We start from the raw sequence: 15,882 nt of genomic DNA, 5'->3' as shown, positions 1-15,882 counted from the left end.
TCGGCGATGCCCTGTTTTCGGCGTCCGCCCTTGAGACTCACGTCGCGCTGGGCTACGGGGTGGCGCCTTGTACGCGACAGGCACCCGTTCAATGCTTCGCCTCCCCGGCCGCTGGCTGCGGCTCGTCTGGCTCGGCCTCTTCCTGGTGTTCGTGGCGGCAGCGACGATGCGGCCGCGGCTCGCGGCAGCTCAGGTGCCCGGAGGAGCTCCGGGAGCGCAGCCGCCCGGGGGCGGCGCCCCACCGTCTCCCGCCGCGGCCGGCGCCGCTCAGCCGTCCGCTCCGGCCAACGCGACCGGGGGGGCCCAGCCTGGCGCCGGTACACCTGCGCAGGGGGCCGCTGACACGGCCGAGCCGACGCTCGACGTGGCCCCCACGGAGGCCGAGCTCGCCCGTGGCCAGCCGGTGGTCCAGGTCACGGTCGCTGGCAACCGGCGCGTCTCGACCGAGGACGTGCTCGTCTACCTGGGCCAGACGCGCGTCGGCAAGCCGTTCACCCCGGAGGGGCTGGCGCGCGACGTGCGCGAGCTCTGGGACTCCGGCCTGTTCGATGACGTCGAGGTCGACCTCACCCGCCGCGACGACGGGGTGAGCCTGCGGGTGCTCGTCCGGGAGCGTCCGAGCATCAAGGCCATCGAGTTCTCCGGCAACAACGAGATCGACAGCGAGGACCTCACCGAGGCGCTCTCGGTCGAGATCAAGACCGGCACGATCCTGAGCTACGCGGCGGTCCGCCGCGGCGTGCAGAAGCTCCGCGACAAGTACGCCGAGGAGGGCTACTTCCTCGCCGAGGTCAGCTACGAGGTCAAACCGGAGCGGGAGAACCAGGTCACCCTCAAGTTCACCATCAAGGAGCACGCGCCCGTCACCGTCCGGCGCATCACCTTCATCGGCAACCACAACATCCCGGACGAGGAGCTCCGGGAGGTCATGCTCACGGGGAACGGGGGCTTCTTCGCCTTCGGCACGGGCGGTCCGTTCCGCCAGGACGCGTTCGAGCGCGACGTCCTCGTCATCAACGCCCTCTACTACGATCGCGGCTTCCTCGCGGTGCAGGTCGCGACCCCCAGGGTGATGCTCACGCCCGATCGCACGGGCATCGAGGTCACGCTGACGATCAACGAGGGGCCGCGCTTCCGCATCCGCTCGCTCCGCGTGTATGAGCGGGACGCCGACGGCCGCGAGATCGAGCCGCTCGGCGGGCGCCGAGCGCTGCGCGAGATGGTGCGGGCCAAGCCGGGCGACTGGTTCAACCGCGCCGAGCTGGCGAAGGATCTCAGCGCGATCCAGACGCTGTACCGCGACGCAGGCTACGCCAACGTCGAGGCGGTGCCCGAGACCCAGCCCGATCCTGACCGGCGGGAGGTCGACATCTCCGTCGGCATCCGCAGGAACCAGCTCGTCTACTTCGGGCGCATCGAGATCCGCGGCAACACCAAGACGCGGGACAAGGTGATCCGCCGCGAGATGGAGGTGGAGGAGCGGCAGCTCTTCAGCGAGACGAAGCTCGAGCGGTCGAAGCAGCGGATCACGGCGCTCGGCTACTTCGAGCGGGTCGACATCTCCACCGAGCAGGGCGAGGACGACCAGCACATCAACGTCAACGTCGACATCGGCGAGAAGCCGACGGGCACCTTCCAGATCGGCGCCGGCTTCTCGAGCGTCGAGAGCTTCATCGCGACGGCGCAGGTCCAGCAGGCGAACCTGCTCGGGAGCGGCCAGTCGCTCTCGCTCCAGGCGCAGATCTCGGGCCTGCGGCGCCTCATCGACGTCCGCTTCTTCGAGCCGTACCTGTTCGACAGCCCGTTCTCCGCGGCGGTGAGCGTCTACAACCAGCTGCGGGCCTACAAGGAGTTCTCGCAGACCTCCACGGGCGGCTCGATCACGATCGGCTACCCGCTCATCGAGCCGGAGCTCCGCGCGCAGCTGACGTACACGCTGGAGAACGACGAGATCTCGTCGTCCACGACGACCGGCCTCGGCACGGCGGATCCGCGGTCCACGTTCCAGCGGCTCCCGCTCTACAACCTCTTCAACGACGGGATCACGTCCAGCATCCGCCCGGCGCTCACCTACGACACGCGCAACAACCAGCTCTTCCCGACGTCGGGCATCTACCTGCAGGGCTCGGTGGAGCTCGCCCACAGCGCGCTCGGTAGCCAGAACGAGTTCCTGCGGTATCGCGCCACGGGGCGGTTCTACTACCCGATCACGGACAGCCTGGTCCTCAAGCTGAACACCGAGGCCGGCATGGTGACGAGCCCGAACCCGGAAGGCGTGCCGATCTTCGCCCGCTTCTTCCTGGGCGGCATCCTCGACGTGCGCGGCTTCGAGATCCGGGACATCGGCCCGCGCCTCCCGCTCCGCGAGTCGCTCGATCCGAACTCCGCGCCGATCGCGAACGGCGCGAACATCGGCGGCAACCTGATGTACTACCAGAACCTGGAGCTGGAGTTCCCGCTCATCGAGGCGGTGCAGATCAAGGGCGTGGTGTTCACCGATCTCGGCAACGCGTGGAACCTCGAGAAGCTCTACTGCAACGCCGCCCCCGCTTCGCCGCACGACGTCACGAATCCGTGCTTTTCGCTCGAGCGCCTGCTCGATGTCCGCACGTCGTGGGGGTTCGGCTTCCGGTGGTTCTCCCCGCTCGGACCGCTGCGCTTCGAGTGGGGCTTCCCGTTCAAGCGCTTGCCCTACGAAGAGACGTACAAGTTCGAGTTCAACATCGGCAACTTCTTCTGAGTCGCCGGTCGGCGGGCGCAGCAGGGACGTGCGTGCCTCCAGCGCGCACCGCCCGGCGGCGCGCCCGCTGGCACGGTGGCGCGCGCTGCCCGCGGCGCGCGCTGCGCGGCCTCCTTGCGCGCTGCCAGGCGGACCCTGCCCCGGATCGTCCCGGATGGCGCGCTGCGTGCGGCGCGCCCGCGGCGCCCGCGCCGGCGCCGGACACGGAGCGAATCGCGGTAAAGTACGGGGGCAGCGGGTTGCCCGGCGGGGGCGCGGCTGTTAGGTGGAAAGCTATGCGCCCGGAGCACAGCTCAATGGGGTTCCCCAAGCCAGGCAAGGCCTTGCTGGGGATGATGATCGCGGTCGGCTGTATCTGGGTGATGTTCACCCTGGGGCTGAACTGGGGAGGCGCCGGGGAAGGCGTGCTCGAGCCATTCCTCGGCATCGGCGATCGCATCCTCCACGGCCAGGTATGGCGGCTGCTCACCGCGCCGCTCATCCACAGCCCGAGCGACCCGTGGCACTTCATCACGACGCTGCTCGGCCTGTACTTCCTCGGCACCTCGCTCGAAGAGCGCTGGGGTCCCGGCCGCATGGTGGCGTTCCTGTTCGGCTCCGCGGCCTTCGCGTTCGCGCTCCAGGTGGCGATCGGCGCGCTCTTCCCGAGGGTGGCCTCGCCCGTGTTTTACGGCGGCCTCGGCATGATCGAGGCCGTCGCCGTCGCGTGGGCGCTCGCGCACCGGCACGCCACGGTCCGCCTCTTCTTCGTCCTCCCGGTGACGGGCACCATGCTGCTCGTCTTCATCTTCGGCCTCTCGGTGCTCAACGTCATCGCCATGCGCGCCCCCCCCGAGGGGCTGATCACGCCGTTCGGCGGCATGCTGGCGGGCTACCTCTTCGGCGATTTCTCCCCGCTCCGCCGCTTCTACCTGCGGATGCGCTTCCGGCAGCTGCAGGCGCAGTCCGCCGCGCTCCGCCGCGTTCCCGCGGCGCGCGGCCGCTCCGGCGGCGTCCCGCTCCGGGTCATCCCCGGCGGCCAGAAGGACCCGCCGAAGGACAAGCGCTACCTGAACTGAAGCGCGACGAGCGCTACGTGAGCTGAAGCCGCCGCGGCGCGCCCCTCACGCCCCCCTGAGCACGCTCGCGCGCGGTCAGGGCGCGGAGCACCGGCGGAACTCGTCGAGCGTCTTCGCGCGCGTGAGGCAGTCGACCTCACCCGGATCCACCTCGCTCCCGGCGAGCTCCCGTTTGCAATCGGATGTCCACTCCGACGAGAGCCGCTCGCCCTCGCTCGCGATCACCACCGCGGCCTTCCCCGAGCTCCCCGGCTCCGCCGGTCCCGATCGCTTCGCCTCCGCCGCCCACGCGGCGCGCATGGCTTCGCCGATCCTGCGGCAGTCGTCCTCGGAGAGGGTCTTGCCGCAGCCGCCGCCGACGAGCGCGCCCGCGAGCACGAGGAGGGCCCGAGCGGCGCGCCGTGCGCCGAGGGAGCTCCCCCCCGCGCGGGCGCGAGGCTCGCCGGGGAGAGGCAGGCCGCGCGGCGAGCGCGCGGCGGCTACCTTCGGTTGCCGAGCAGGGCAGCCCACGGACTAGCTGTCGATGAAGCTCTTCAGCTGCTTCGACCGGCTGGGGTGCCGGAGCTTGCGGAGCGCCTTGGCCTCGATCTGCCGGATGCGCTCGCGGGTGACCTCGAAGTCCTGACCGACCTCTTCGAGGGTGTGATCGCTCTTCTCGCCGATGCCGAAGCGCATCCGGAGCACCTTCTCCTCGCGCGGCGTCAGCGTCTTCAGGACCTTACGGGTCTGCTCGGCGAGGTTCATGTTGATCACCGCCTCTGCCGGCGAGATCACGCTCTTGTCCTCGATGAAGTCGCCGAGGTGCGAGTCCTCCTCCTCGCCGATCGGGGTCTCGAGCGAGATCGGCTCCTTCGCGATCTTCAGGACCTTCCGGACCTTGTCGAGCGGGAGCTCCATCTTCTCGGCGATCTCCTCGGGGGTCGGCTCGCGGCCGTACTCCTGCACGAGGTAGCGCGAGGTGCGGATGAGCTTGTTGATCGTCTCGATCATGTGGACCGGGATGCGGATCGTCCGCGCCTGGTCCGCGATCGCGCGGGTGATCGCCTGCCGGATCCACCACGTCGCGTAGGTCGAGAACTTGTAGCCGCGCTTGTACTCGAACTTGTCGACGGCCTTCATGAGGCCGATGTTGCCTTCCTGGATGAGGTCCAGGAACTGGAGGCCGCGGTTCGTGTACTTCTTCGCGATGGAGACGACGAGGCGGAGGTTCGCCTCGACCAGCTCCGCCTTCGCGCGCTCCGCCATCCGCTCGCCCTCGCGGATGTTCTCGTAGGTCTCGCGGATCGCCGCGACGTCGATGTTGAGCTCCTCCTCGACCTTCTTCAGCCCCTTCTGGGCGTTCTTGATGGTCGACTCGAAGTCGTTGAGCTCCTCGCGGTTGACGTTGAGCTTCTTGGCGAGGCGGCCCTCGAGGGCGCGGTTGCCCTTCACCTTGATGAGCTCGCGCTTGAGCTCGCCCTTCGAGAGCCCCGTGCGGCGCTCCAGCTCGGTCGCGCCGGCCTCCGCCTTCTCGACCTTCGAGATGAGGCTCTTCAGCTTCTGGACGATCTTGTCGATCGTCCGCTTGTTGAGGCGCATCTCCTCGAGCGTCGTCACGAGCTCGGCCGTCGCCTGCGTCACCTCGACGTCGATCTGCTTGCGGCGGACCTCGGTCTTGACGTCTTTGCGCTCCTCGAGGAGCTCCGCCTTCTTCTTGTCGACGCGCTTCACCTTGTCGATGAGGCGGATGATGCGCCGGTCGGCCTCCTCCTCATCGAACTCCTGGTCGTCGTTCTCGGCGTCCTTGATGAGCTCCTTCACCCGGATCTTGTGCTTCCGGAGCTTCTCGCCGAGATCGATGATCTCGCGGACGGCGATGGGGGAGTCGAGGATCGCGGCGTTGACCTTCTGCTCGCCGATCTCGATCCGCTTCGCGATCTCGACCTCGCCCTCGCGAGTGAGCAGCGAGACGCTGCCCATCTTGCGGAGGTACATCCGGACGGGATCGTTCGACTTCGAGTAGTAGTCGACGTCCTCTTCCTCGCGGTCGGGCGTGACGACGAGCTTCTTCTCGCCCGCCTCCTCGTCGGCGATGCGCTTCGGCGCGATCTTCACCTGGGTCGCGCCGTCGACGATCTCGATGTCCTCGTCGCCGAGGGCGCCCACCACGTCGTCCAGCTGATCGGGCGCGACGTCCGCGGGAAGCGCGTCGTTCACCTCGTCGTAGGTGAGAAAGCCTTTGCTCTTGCCGGTCTCGACGAGCTTCTCCAGGGTCTTCCGGTCCTTCTCGGACCGCTCGGCTCGGATGCCCGCGTCTCCTTTGTTGCTTGGGCGTGCCCCTCCCTCAGCGTGCCCGCGTGTCGAAGCGTGCCGCGCGCCGTTGAGCGCGCCGCCCCCCGCCGCCCTCGCGACCCCGCCTGCCCGACCGGAAGATTGCTTGGCCTTGCTCGCCATTACCTCATGCTCCACTTACGGCGACCAGCTCGCCGCGACCGACAAGACACACCAAATGATTCCGAGAAACTCTAGGGATCACGCACGTCGGGCCGCCACGTAGGGGCGACACGGAACGCATCAAGGAAGACCGAGCCCCCCCGCTCTTCGCTGGAATAGATCACGCAGCAACGCGTTTTCAGCATCGGCGTCGACCGCGCTCTTCTGGAGCTGGCTCATGACGGCCGCCTTCTGTCGCGCCAGGGCCTGCCTGCTCAACTTTTGTGAATTCTCCAAGAGCGTCGCCTTGGCCGTTGAGGCCGCTTCGAAGACAGGCGAGACCAGCCGTCCAGCCGCGAATGAATGGATCGGAGCCGGGACTTGCGCAAGAAATTCGCCGGCGGCAAGTCCCATTTCAAATGTGAAATTTTGACGCGCTGCGACAACCGCCAGGGCGACCTCGCCCTCGAGGCATTCCAGCGCGCTCTGCACCTCGTCGTCGGCCAGAAGCTCGGGAAAATCCAGGATCGAGCCGAGGATCTCGAGGCTGACCTCCTGGACCTGCGCGCGTGAGCGCGCGCGCTCCCACGTCTCGGTCGTCTGTCCGGATGGGGTCACCTCGCGGGTGGGCTGGCCCCGCGGCCGGGAGAGCGACTCCTCGACGACGCGCTCGAGCTGCCGGAGGTCGTCGGGCGAGCGGCCGCCGATCACGAGCTTCGAGGAGACGCGATCGGCGTAGAGCTTCGCCATCATCCTGAGGTTCGGATCGTCCTCCTCGGCGAGCAGCGCGGCGACGGCGCGCACGCGGGCGAGCTGCTCGGGCAGCGACGAGCCGCCGAAGCTGTCGCCGTCGAGCGCCTCGTCGATGAGGTGCTCGAGCAGGCCGCGCGCGGCCTTGAGGATGCGGGCGACGGCGTCGGGGCCGTGCTTGCGCGCGAGGTCGTCGGGATCGACGCCCGCCGGCAGCACGGCGACGCGCGCGCTGAGGCCCGCCTCGCGGCACGGGGAGCGCGCCGCGCGCGTGGCCTTCTTGCCGGCCGCGTCGCCGTCGAAGAGCAGGGTGACCGCGGGCGCGAAGCGCTTGATGAGCTTCGCCTGCCCGGGCGTGAACGCGGTCCCGAGCGGGGCGATCGCGTGGCCGATGCCGCGCGCGTGGAGGGCGACGACGTCGAAGTTGCCCTCCACGAGCACCGCCTCGCCGCGCTGCCGGATCGCCTGGCGCGCCTGGTAGAGCCCGAAGAGGTGCTCTCCCTTCGTGTAGATCGGCGACTCGGGGCTGTTGATGTACTTCGCCGGGGCGCCGTCGGCCTGCGGCGCAGGGCCGCTGATGCCGAGCGACGAGAGCTCGGCGGGGCTCGGGTCGGGCAAGGCGCGCCCGCTGAACGCGATCACCCGGCCCATGACGTCGGTCACGGCGAACATGAGCCGGTGGCGGAAGCGGTCGTAATGGCCGCTCCCCGACGAGCGCGGCACGAGGAGCCCGACGCGCTCGGCGAGGACCGGGGAGACGCCTTGCTGCCGCAGGTAGGTGGCGAGCGCGTCCCAGCCGAACGGGGCGTAGCCGATCCGGAACGCCTGGAGGGCCTCGGAGATCGGGTCGACGCCGCCGTCGCCGTCGCGGAGGGGCAGACCGCGTCGCGCGAGCTCCTCGTGGGCGTGGCGCGCGAGCGGGTGGGGGCCGCTGCCCGGGCCGCCGCGGAGGCTGTGCTCGAAGAACGTCGCGGCGAGGTGGTTGACGGCGTAGAGGTCGTCCTTCGACCTGCGCGCCGCCTGCGCCTCGCGCCGCTCGGCCTCGGTCATCGACTCCGCCACCTCGATGCCGGCGCGCTCGGCGAGCGCGCGCACCGCCTCGGCGAACGTCCGGCCCTCGAGCTTCATCACGAAGTCGATGGCGCTGCCGGTCTCCTTGCAGCCGAAGCAGTGATAAAACCCGCGGTTCGGGTTCACGTGGAAGCTGGGCGTCTTCTCCTTGTGGAACGGGCAGAGCCCGGTGAAGGAGAGCCCGCGGCGCGTGAGCCGCACGCTTTCGCCGATGAGCGCTACGAGATCCGTGCGCTCTTTCACGAGCGCGATCGTCTCCGGAGAGATCATGGGCTGCCTTGAGGGCCCCGTGCGCGCGGGGCCCGCAGAACATCACGGGTGGACCCAGACAGCGTGGCGCGGTTCGCGCCAGCGCCTCGGCGGTGCGGATAGCTCGCGAAGCGGGAGATCCCCCAGCCCCTCGCGGCTTGTGTGAAGAACAGTGTCCTGTGCGGCGGCCGCACGCGCAAGGCGGTAGCCGCCAGGTACGTCACTTCGGATCGGGGAACGGAGAGCCGGGCCTCTTGTGGTCCGTGAGGCTCTCGTCGGGCTGGGAGGCCTCGACCATCTCCTCGACCGACGGCGCCTCGGCGTGATCGGCGAGGAATCGCGTGTCCTCGCGGACCATCGGAGGGGGCGGGTCGCCGATGAGCTCGAGCTCGGTGGCGAGCCACTGCTCCTCTTCGATGAGCTCACGACGGCGCGGATCAGTCAGGTCGCCTTGCCAGTGGTCGAGCTCTGCATCGACCTCCTTCAGCCGGCGGCGCACCCGCACGACGTCGACGTCGTCCTTCATGGCGAAGCGCTCGGTGAGCAGCAGCGCGGTATCGTTGGCGACCTCGACGAATCCATGATGGACGGCCAGGCGGTGCTCCTGGCCGTTCTGGTGGTACGTCACGAGGCCGGTCCGGAGGGCGGCGAGCAGGGGCAGGTGGCCCGGGAGCACGCCGAACTCGCCGGCGACGCTCGGCGCGGTCACGTCGGTGACCTGCTCGCGCAGGGCGACGCCGGTCGGCGTCACGATCTCGAGGAGGATGGTGTCGGCCATGGCCGCGTCAGGCCGCCTTTCTCGAAGCCCGAGCCTTCACCTCGTCGATGCCGCCCACCAGATAGAAGTCCTGCTCGGCGACGTGGTCGAGCTTGCCATCGAGGATCTCCTCGAACCCCGCGATCGTGTCCTTGAGCGGGACGAGCTTGCCCTCGAGGCCGGTGAACTGGGCCGCGACGAAGAACGGCTGGGACAGGAACTTCTGGATCTTGCGGGCGCGCGACACGATGAGCTTGTCGTCTTCGCTGAGCTCGTCCATGCCGAGGATGGCGATGATGTCCTGGAGATCCTTGTAGCGCTGGAGCGTCTGCTGCACGCGCCGCGCGACGGAGTAGTGCTTCTCGCCGACGATCTGGGGATCGAGCATCGTCGAGTTGGAGTCGAGCGGGTCGACGGCCGGATAGATGCCGAGCTCCGAGATCGCGCGCGAGAGCACGGTGGTCGCGTCGAGGTGGGCGAAGGCCGTGGCCGGCGCGGGATCGGTCAGGTCGTCCGCGGGGACGTAGATCGCCTGCACGCTGGTGACGGAGCCCTTCGTGGTCGAGGTGATGCGCTCCTGGAAGGCGCCCATCTCGGTCGAGAGGGTCGGCTGGTAACCGACGGCGCTCGGGATGCGGCCGAGGAGCGCGCTCACCTCGGAGCCCGCCTGGGTGAACCGGAAGATGTTGTCGACGAACAGGAGCACGTCCTGGCCCTCCTCGTCGCGGAAGTGCTCGGCCACGGCGAGCGCCGAGAGCGCGACGCGGGCGCGAGCGCCCGGCGGCTCGTTCATCTGGCCGTAGATCAGCGCGGCCTTCGAGATGACGGGGCTGCCGTCGGCGAGCTTCGACTCGCTCATCTCGAGGAAGAGGTCGTTGCCCTCGCGCGTCCGCTCACCGACGCCGGCGAAGACCGACACGCCGCCGTGCGCCTTCGCGACGTTGTTGATGAGCTCCAGGATGAGCACCGTCTTGCCGACGCCGGCGCCGCCGAACAGGCCGATCTTGCCGCCCTTGCGGTAGGGGGCGATGAGGTCGATGACCTTGATGCCCGTCTCGAAGACCTCGACCTTCGTCGACTGCTCGATGAACGGGGGCGGCTCCCTGTGGATGGGCGCCAGCTTCTTGGCGTGCACCGGGCCGGCCTCGTCGATCGGCACGCCGACGACGTTCAGGATGCGGCCGAGGCACTCGTTGCCGACCGGCACCATGATGGGCTTGCCCGTGTCGCGGACTTCCATGCCGCGCACGAGGCCGTCGGTGGAGTCCATCGCGATGGTGCGCACCGTCGACTCGCCGAGGTGCTGGGCGACCTCGAGCACGAGGTTGTCGGGCTCGGCCGAGATGCTCGGGTTGCTCAGCTTGAGCGCGTTCAGAATCTTGGGCAGCTGGCCCGACGGAAAATCGACGTCGACGACCGGTCCGATGACCTGGGTGATCTTTCCAACAACCATGGAGCGGGAGCCCTCCTCGTACGAGCTTTGACGAGTCGCGCGGCCCACTAGCACGGGCCTGCGCGTCCGACTAGTGGCCGCATACCAGAAATCCCGCGGAGCTTCTCGCCGATGTCTCGAGGCGAGGCGCGTGCGGCGCGAGGCCTTGTCTTCCCGGGGCGTGGCCCCATAGAGCGCGATCGCCCTCCGGCGAGCGGCGCCCGCGCGCGGACGCGGTCAGCGGCCCCGCGCGGCGGCGATCCGCGCGAACGCCTCGACGCTGAGCGTCTCGCCGCGCGCGTCGAGCGAGATGCCGGCGTCCTTCGCGTGGCGCTCGAGCTCCTCGGACGACCAGCCGTAGAGGTTCTTCCAGGCGTTTCGGAGCGTCTTGCGGCGGGCCGAGAAGGCGGCGCGCACGGCGGCGCGGAAGGCGTCGGTTTCCTCGGCGCGCCTCGGGCGCCACGGCGTCAGGACCACGACGGCGGAGTCGACCTCGGGCCTCGGGTAGAACGCGCCGGCCCGCGCGACGAGGAGCCGGCGCACGTCGAACGCGGCCTGCACGAAGACCGAGAGCGCGCCGTAGTCGCCGCTGCCGGGGGCCGCGATGAGGCGCTCCGCCACCTCGAGCTGCACCATGAACACCGCGCGATCGATCTGGTCGGCGATCGTGGTCGCCTGCTCGAGGAGCCGGCCCGTGAGCTGGTACGGGAGGTTCCCGGCCACCGCGTGCGGGCGCGGACGGCCGGAGAGCGAGGCGACCCAGTCGACCTGCGCGGCGTCGGCCTCGAGCAGCGTCAGCCGGCCGCCCTCGATCGGATCGGCGAGCTGCTCGCGCAGGATCGGGACGAGGTCGCGATCGCGCTCGATCGCGACGACGTGCGCCGCGCGATCGAGGAGCGGCCGCGTGAGCGCGCCGAGCCCAGCGCCGATCTCGATCACCGCGCCGCCCGTGGGCGTCGTGGCGGCCTCGGCGATCCGGCGCGCCGCCTCGACGTCGACGAGGAAGTTCTGCCCGAACCCCTTCTTCGGGGCGAGGCCGCGCGCGCGGAGCAGCTCTGCGATCGACATCGTTCGTCCTCAGGTCTGCGGCGGGGGCGCCCCGCCGTGGGGCGCGGCCGCGGTTGGGCTCGGCGCGGCTGCGGTGGTCGGGCGAAGCCGCACCACGCGCACGCCGGCCTTTCGGAGCGCCGCCTCGCGGCGGGTCTGCGCCACCCGCGCGCGGACGAGCACGGCCTCGGCCGCGATCGGCGCGAGCTCCTGGAACGCCTTTTCTGCCGGCGTGGGGCTCCGTTGCTCGTCGTCCGCCTCGCTCTCCTGCGGCCGCGGAGGCTCCCAGGGAGGAGCGAGCCCCGGCTCGAGGTCGGGGAGCGTCCACATCACGTGAACCGCCCTGCGCGAGAGCCGTCGCACGGCCTCCGAGAGCCGGCCCAGCTGCGCGTCGGCGGGCGGCGGCGCGAGGACGTAGACCATGCTCGCGCGCGGCTTGGTGCGCGCGATGTGCGTGAGCGACTCCGCGACGCTCACGGCGGGATCGCGCCGGTCTGGCTCGGACCGCGCGGGCGACTCGATGCCGTAGCTCGCGAGGTAGCGGCGCAGCGTGCGCTCGCGCTGCGAGCGCCCGAGCGGCGCCGGCGCCGAGAACGGCGCGCGCGAGCGCATCGACTCGGCGCGGGCGGCCAGCCGATCGAGGTCGCCGCGGCGGAGATCGTCGAGGCCTCGCGCGTCGAGCGGCCTGAGGTGCTCGAGGACGCGCGCCGCGACGTCCGTCTCGTCGAGCTCGCTGCGATCCGCGTCGTACGTGCCGCACCCGACGGTGAGCGCGTGCGCGATCTTCTGGCCGTGCCCGGGACCGTGGTCGGGCGCGATCGTCACGCGAGGGCCGGGCGCGAGGATGATGAGCCCGACGCGGTCGCCGCGGCCGAGGTGCCGCGTGGCGATGGCCGAGGCCTCGTCGATCATGAGGTCGAGCGGCGCGCGGCCGAGCGGCCCGGCCCAGAGCTCCACGGCCGCGTCGACGAGGATCCAGACCACATCCCGCTCCTCGCGCTCGAACTCGCGCACGAGCAGCGTGCCCCGGCGCGCGCTCGCCTTCCACGCGATCTTCCGGAAGGGATCCCCCGGCTGGTGCTCTCGCAGCTCGCGGAGGTCGTCGCCCTCGCCGCGCACGCGCCCGGGCTTGCCGGAGGCCGCGAGCAGGTGGCTGCGCCCGCCGCGCGGCTGCGTCAGGTACGGCATGAAGGGGCGCGGCAGGACCTCGATCCCGTAGGGGTTCGCGAAGGTCAGGGGCACCTCGAAGAGGCCCGGAGCGCCGTGCACCTCGAGCGCGAGCCCGTGGAGCCCGTGCTGGCCGACGCGCGGCGTGCGCACGACGACCTTCACCTTGAGGCGCCCCGAGGCGGAGACCTCTCCGCGGCTCGGCTCGATGCGGACGTCCAGCTGCGACGAGGCGATCGCGCGCAGCTTGACGTAGCGGGCCGCGAGCGTGTCGCGGTTCCGCACCTCGGCCTCGATCTCCACGGTGCCGCCGCGCGCGGACCGGAGGACGCGCCGCGAGCCGCCCCAGAGCATCTCGAACCCGGCCGCGCGGATGCGGGCCACCGACACGAGCGTCACGCCGCGGGCGAGCGCGATGGCGACGAGGATCGCCCCGCCCCAGCCGACGATCGCGGGCTCGCGCGCGATGAGCCCTGCGCCCATGACCGCGACGCCGGCGATGGCCAGGTGGGCGGCGGTGCGCGTGGGGTAGAGCTGCATGGGGAGCTACGCCGGCCGCGCCGCGCGGCGGTAGCCGACGCGCTGCACCGCCTCTTCGATGATCGCGTCGCGCGCCTTCGGATCCACGTCCGCGTCCGGCACGAGCACCAGGCGGTGCGCGAGCGCCGCGGGCGCCATGCCGCGCACGTCGTCCGGCGTCACGAACGGACGCCCGCCGATCACCGCCGCCGCCTTGGCCGCCTGGATCAGCGCGAGCGTGGCGCGCGGCGACGCGCCGAGCAGCACGCGGGGGTGCGTCCGCGTGAACCCCGTGAGGTTGACCGCGTACTCGTACAGATCCTCCTCGACGTGGATCCGCCGCGCGACGCCCTGGAGCATGAGGAGGTCCTGGACGGCGAGCGTCGCCCGCGCCCGCGGCGGCTCGACGTTGTGCGCGCGGAGCATCGCCACCTCGTCCTTGTGCTGCGGGTAGCCGAGGCTCACGCGGATGAGGAACCGGTCGATCTGCGCCTCCGGAAGCGGGTAGGTCCCCTCGAGATCGATCGGGTTCTGCGTCGCCAGCACCATGAAGGGGGACGGCAGCTCGAAGCGATCGCCCTCGATCGTCACCTGCCGCTCCTGCATGGCCTCGAGGAGGGCCGACTGGGTCTTCGCCGGGGCGCGGTTGATCTCGTCGGCGAGCACGAGGTTCGCGAAGATCGGGCCGGGGCGCAGCGTGAAGGTCCCCTCCTTGGGCGACAGGACGTAGGTCCCGGTGATGTCGGCGGGCAGGAGGTCGGGCGTGAACTGGATCCGCCGGACGGACGCGCCCAGCGCGGCCGCGAACGCCTTGACCAGCGTGGTCTTCGCGACGCCGGGGACGCCCTCCAGCAGCACGTGTCCCTGCGCGAGCAGGGCGGTGAGCATCAGATCGATCGCGCGCGGCGATCCGATGTAAACGCGCGTGATCTCCCGCCGGACCGCCTCGATCCGCTCCCTGGCAGCGGAGATTTCGTCGACGGCGACGGCCTGAACCTGGTTCATCGAGCGCCTTTGTCAGAGGGTGGTGTTGCGGGCTTCGCTGCCGCGGGTGAGGGCCGCGCCTCGGGGGACGCGGTCAAAGGGTCGGAGGGCGCGCCGGGGTGAGGGTGAGGTCCCCGCGGCGGCTTTCGGCCGTCGGCGCCGCAGGCGGCGAGGACGCTCCGCACGACGTCGGCGGCGTGCAGGAGCGCGGGCCGGGACACGTTCGCCGGCTTCCCGGCGACGACGGACGCTTCGACTCGGTACATGGTGCCCAGTACCTCCTTGAATGCCGAGAGGGTCCGCTCGTCAAGAGCTCCCTCTCGGGCCACGAGCCGCGCGACCGCCTCCTGCGGCGGGTTTGTCTCGAGGCCGAACCGCACGGACAGGGCCTCGAACAGGGCGCTCTTCAGCTCGAGGAACGCGAGCCCGCGCGGGGACGAGGGGGCGGCGAGGACGGCGAAGCGCCCGGCGGCGCCTCCCTGCGCGACGAGCGGCGTGGGGCGGGCGTACCGGGGAAGCGGGCCCCGGTAGGGCCGCGCCGAGGCGCGCGCGGTCCAGATCGCGAGGGCGAGGCCGGCGAGGGCGGCGAGGGCGAGGAGGGCGCCGCCGGGGAGCCCGTCGCGGCGGGCGTCCTCGACGGCGGACGCGAGCGCCTTGAGCTGCGCGTCGAAGTCCTTGCGGAGCGACGTCTCGCCGCCGAACGAGCTCTCCTCGTCGAACCGGTTCGCGACGATGTAGAGCCGACCCTTGTGCGGCTGAGCTCCATCCTCGTCGACCAGGTAGCGGGTCAGGCCCGAGGCGAAGGCGCGGTTGCCCGGGTACCGGAGCATCATGTTCATCAGCGCGGACGGGTCGCCCATCGCGAAGAGCCGGCCCTTGCCGACCTGCCCGGCGACGGCGACGATCACGTCCGGCTCGCTGAGCGCGCGGATCCGCAGCACGGGCGAGAGGTTCGGGTGCCGGAGGCCGGTCGCGTGGTTCGTGACGAGCCGATCGACGTGGCTGACGACCGGGTGCCGGCCGACCGAGTGGCCGCCGACGGTGTCGGCGACGGGCTCCGCGATGGCGAGGGCGGCGCGGTTCCGGAGCGCGGCGAGCGGCCGGGTCGGCGTCGGGATGCGCTCGATCTGGAACCGCCGGAGCGTGTCGTCGCCGCGGCCGAAGTCGTCGACGATCGCGAGCCGCCCGCCGGCCTTCATGAACGAGGTCGTCTCGTCCGCGTCGAGCGACTGCATCGGGTGGAGCACGAGGATGCCGTCCTCCGGGCCGATCTGGCTCCAGTCGAGCACAGCGACGGGGTGGACCCTGGCGACGCCGAGCTCCGCGCGCGCGATCTCGAGGAACTCCGAGCACCCCTCCCAGCTCGTGTCGTTCACGTCGAAGGCCGCGCTCGCTGTTCGAGCGGACGCGAGCAGCGCGATCAGGGCGACGAGCGCCGCGAGCGCGGCCTGGAGGGAGCAGGATGTCGCCCGCCGGCGCACCGGCAGACGCCGACGATCCCTGTGAAATTCGAAGGATGCGTGCGCAAGCCACGCGCCGTGCCGCGTCATGAGCGCCGCGAACATACCACTGTCGGCCCGAGCGATAACCTTGACCCGCCATCCCACATTGCTAGATTCGCTTCTAAGAGCGGGGTGCTTTCTCCCAGACCTCGTTCCACCAAATCGGCCGAGCACTCTACGAGGTGGAGGGGTTA

11 protein-coding genes are annotated in these 15,882 nt (G+C 70.7%); 2 read left to right on the top strand and 9 right to left on the bottom strand.

All coding sequences use genetic code 11. The features are described 5' to 3' along the window. Positions 1-91: 91 nt before the first annotated feature. Together bamA and WMF33_RS26965 are read left to right on the top strand one after the other, a co-directional pair. Complete coding sequence (bamA, locus tag WMF33_RS26970) at positions 92-2,740, top strand: outer membrane protein assembly factor BamA (RefSeq protein WP_437331316.1); 2,649 nt, start codon at positions 92-94, stop codon at positions 2,738-2,740. Positions 2,741-3,036: 296 nt separating this feature from the next. Next, complete coding sequence (locus WMF33_RS26965; RefSeq protein ID WP_020737351.1) at positions 3,037-3,798, top strand: rhomboid family intramembrane serine protease; 762 nt, start codon at positions 3,037-3,039, stop codon at positions 3,796-3,798. Between the two features lie 75 nt (positions 3,799-3,873). Here the strand turns inward: WMF33_RS26965 and WMF33_RS26960 are convergent, their stop codons facing one another. The 9 genes from WMF33_RS26960 to WMF33_RS26920 all read right to left on the bottom strand — a co-directional run bounded on the left by WMF33_RS26960 (position 3,874) and on the right by WMF33_RS26920 (position 15,667). Then, positions 3,874-4,176: a hypothetical protein gene (locus WMF33_RS26960; RefSeq protein ID WP_437331315.1), complete on the bottom strand. Its 303-nt coding sequence runs from the start codon at positions 4,174-4,176 to the stop codon at positions 3,874-3,876. A gap of 135 nt (positions 4,177-4,311) precedes the next feature. Next, complete coding sequence (gene rpoD, locus WMF33_RS26955; protein ID WP_020737349.1) at positions 4,312-6,231, bottom strand: RNA polymerase sigma factor RpoD; 1,920 nt, start codon at positions 6,229-6,231, stop codon at positions 4,312-4,314. A 120-nt stretch (positions 6,232-6,351) separates the two neighbouring features. Then, entirely contained in the window at positions 6,352-8,301 is a 1,950-nt protein-coding gene (gene dnaG / locus WMF33_RS26950) for a DNA primase (RefSeq protein WP_437331314.1), read from the bottom strand. 199 nt (positions 8,302-8,500) lie between these two features. Then, entirely contained in the window at positions 8,501-9,058 is a 558-nt protein-coding gene (gene atpC, locus WMF33_RS26945) for an ATP synthase F1 subunit epsilon (RefSeq protein WP_437331313.1), read from the bottom strand. Positions 9,059-9,065: 7 nt separating this feature from the next. After that, a complete protein-coding gene (gene atpD, locus WMF33_RS26940; RefSeq protein WP_437331312.1) occupies positions 9,066-10,490 on the bottom strand; it encodes a F0F1 ATP synthase subunit beta in 1,425 nt (474 codons plus the stop codon). A 216-nt stretch (positions 10,491-10,706) separates the two neighbouring features. After that, positions 10,707-11,537, bottom strand: a complete 831-nt coding sequence (rsmA, locus tag WMF33_RS26935; protein WP_437331311.1) for a 16S rRNA (adenine(1518)-N(6)/adenine(1519)-N(6))-dimethyltransferase RsmA — start codon at positions 11,535-11,537, stop codon at positions 10,707-10,709. Between the two features lie 9 nt (positions 11,538-11,546). After that, entirely contained in the window at positions 11,547-13,223 is a 1,677-nt protein-coding gene (locus WMF33_RS26930; RefSeq protein WP_437331310.1) for a DUF58 domain-containing protein, read from the bottom strand. A gap of 6 nt (positions 13,224-13,229) precedes the next feature. Continuing rightward, on the bottom strand, positions 13,230-14,207 hold the full coding sequence (locus tag WMF33_RS26925) for an AAA family ATPase (RefSeq protein WP_437331309.1): 978 nt from the start codon (positions 14,205-14,207) through the stop codon (positions 13,230-13,232). Next, entirely contained in the window at positions 14,204-15,667 is a 1,464-nt protein-coding gene (locus WMF33_RS26920) for a DUF4350 domain-containing protein (RefSeq protein ID WP_437331308.1), read from the bottom strand. The genes WMF33_RS26925 and WMF33_RS26920 overlap by 4 nt, the downstream gene beginning before the upstream one ends. Positions 15,668-15,882: the final 215 nt, after the last annotated feature.

Source organism: Sorangium sp. So ce394 (assembly GCF_051474665.1).
Taxonomy (GTDB): domain Bacteria; phylum Myxococcota_A; class Polyangia; order Polyangiales; family Polyangiaceae; genus Sorangium; species Sorangium cellulosum_D.
The sequence above is the reverse complement of the archived record's forward strand: the minus strand, read 5'-3'. Positions and strand labels throughout refer to the sequence as shown.

Excerpts from the sequence above, each read along its gene's own strand:
- WMF33_RS26930 (WP_437331310.1), bottom strand. The coding sequence starts at position 13,223 with ATGCAGCTCTACCCCACGCGCACCGCCGCCCACCTGGCCATCGCCGGC.
- dnaG (WP_437331314.1), bottom strand. The coding sequence starts at position 8,301 with ATGATCTCTCCGGAGACGATCGCGCTCGTGAAAGAGCGCACGGATCTC.
- rsmA (WP_437331311.1), bottom strand. The coding sequence starts at position 11,537 with ATGTCGATCGCAGAGCTGCTCCGCGCGCGCGGCCTCGCCCCGAAGAAG.
- atpC (WP_437331313.1), bottom strand. The coding sequence starts at position 9,058 with ATGGCCGACACCATCCTCCTCGAGATCGTGACGCCGACCGGCGTCGCC.
- atpD (WP_437331312.1), bottom strand. The coding sequence starts at position 10,490 with ATGGTTGTTGGAAAGATCACCCAGGTCATCGGACCGGTCGTCGACGTC.
- rpoD (WP_020737349.1), bottom strand. The coding sequence starts at position 6,231 with ATGGCGAGCAAGGCCAAGCAATCTTCCGGTCGGGCAGGCGGGGTCGCG.
- bamA (WP_437331316.1), top strand. The coding sequence starts at position 92 with ATGCTTCGCCTCCCCGGCCGCTGGCTGCGGCTCGTCTGGCTCGGCCTC.
- WMF33_RS26965 (WP_020737351.1), top strand. The coding sequence starts at position 3,037 with ATGGGGTTCCCCAAGCCAGGCAAGGCCTTGCTGGGGATGATGATCGCG.
- WMF33_RS26925 (WP_437331309.1), bottom strand. The coding sequence starts at position 14,207 with ATGAACCAGGTTCAGGCCGTCGCCGTCGACGAAATCTCCGCTGCCAGG.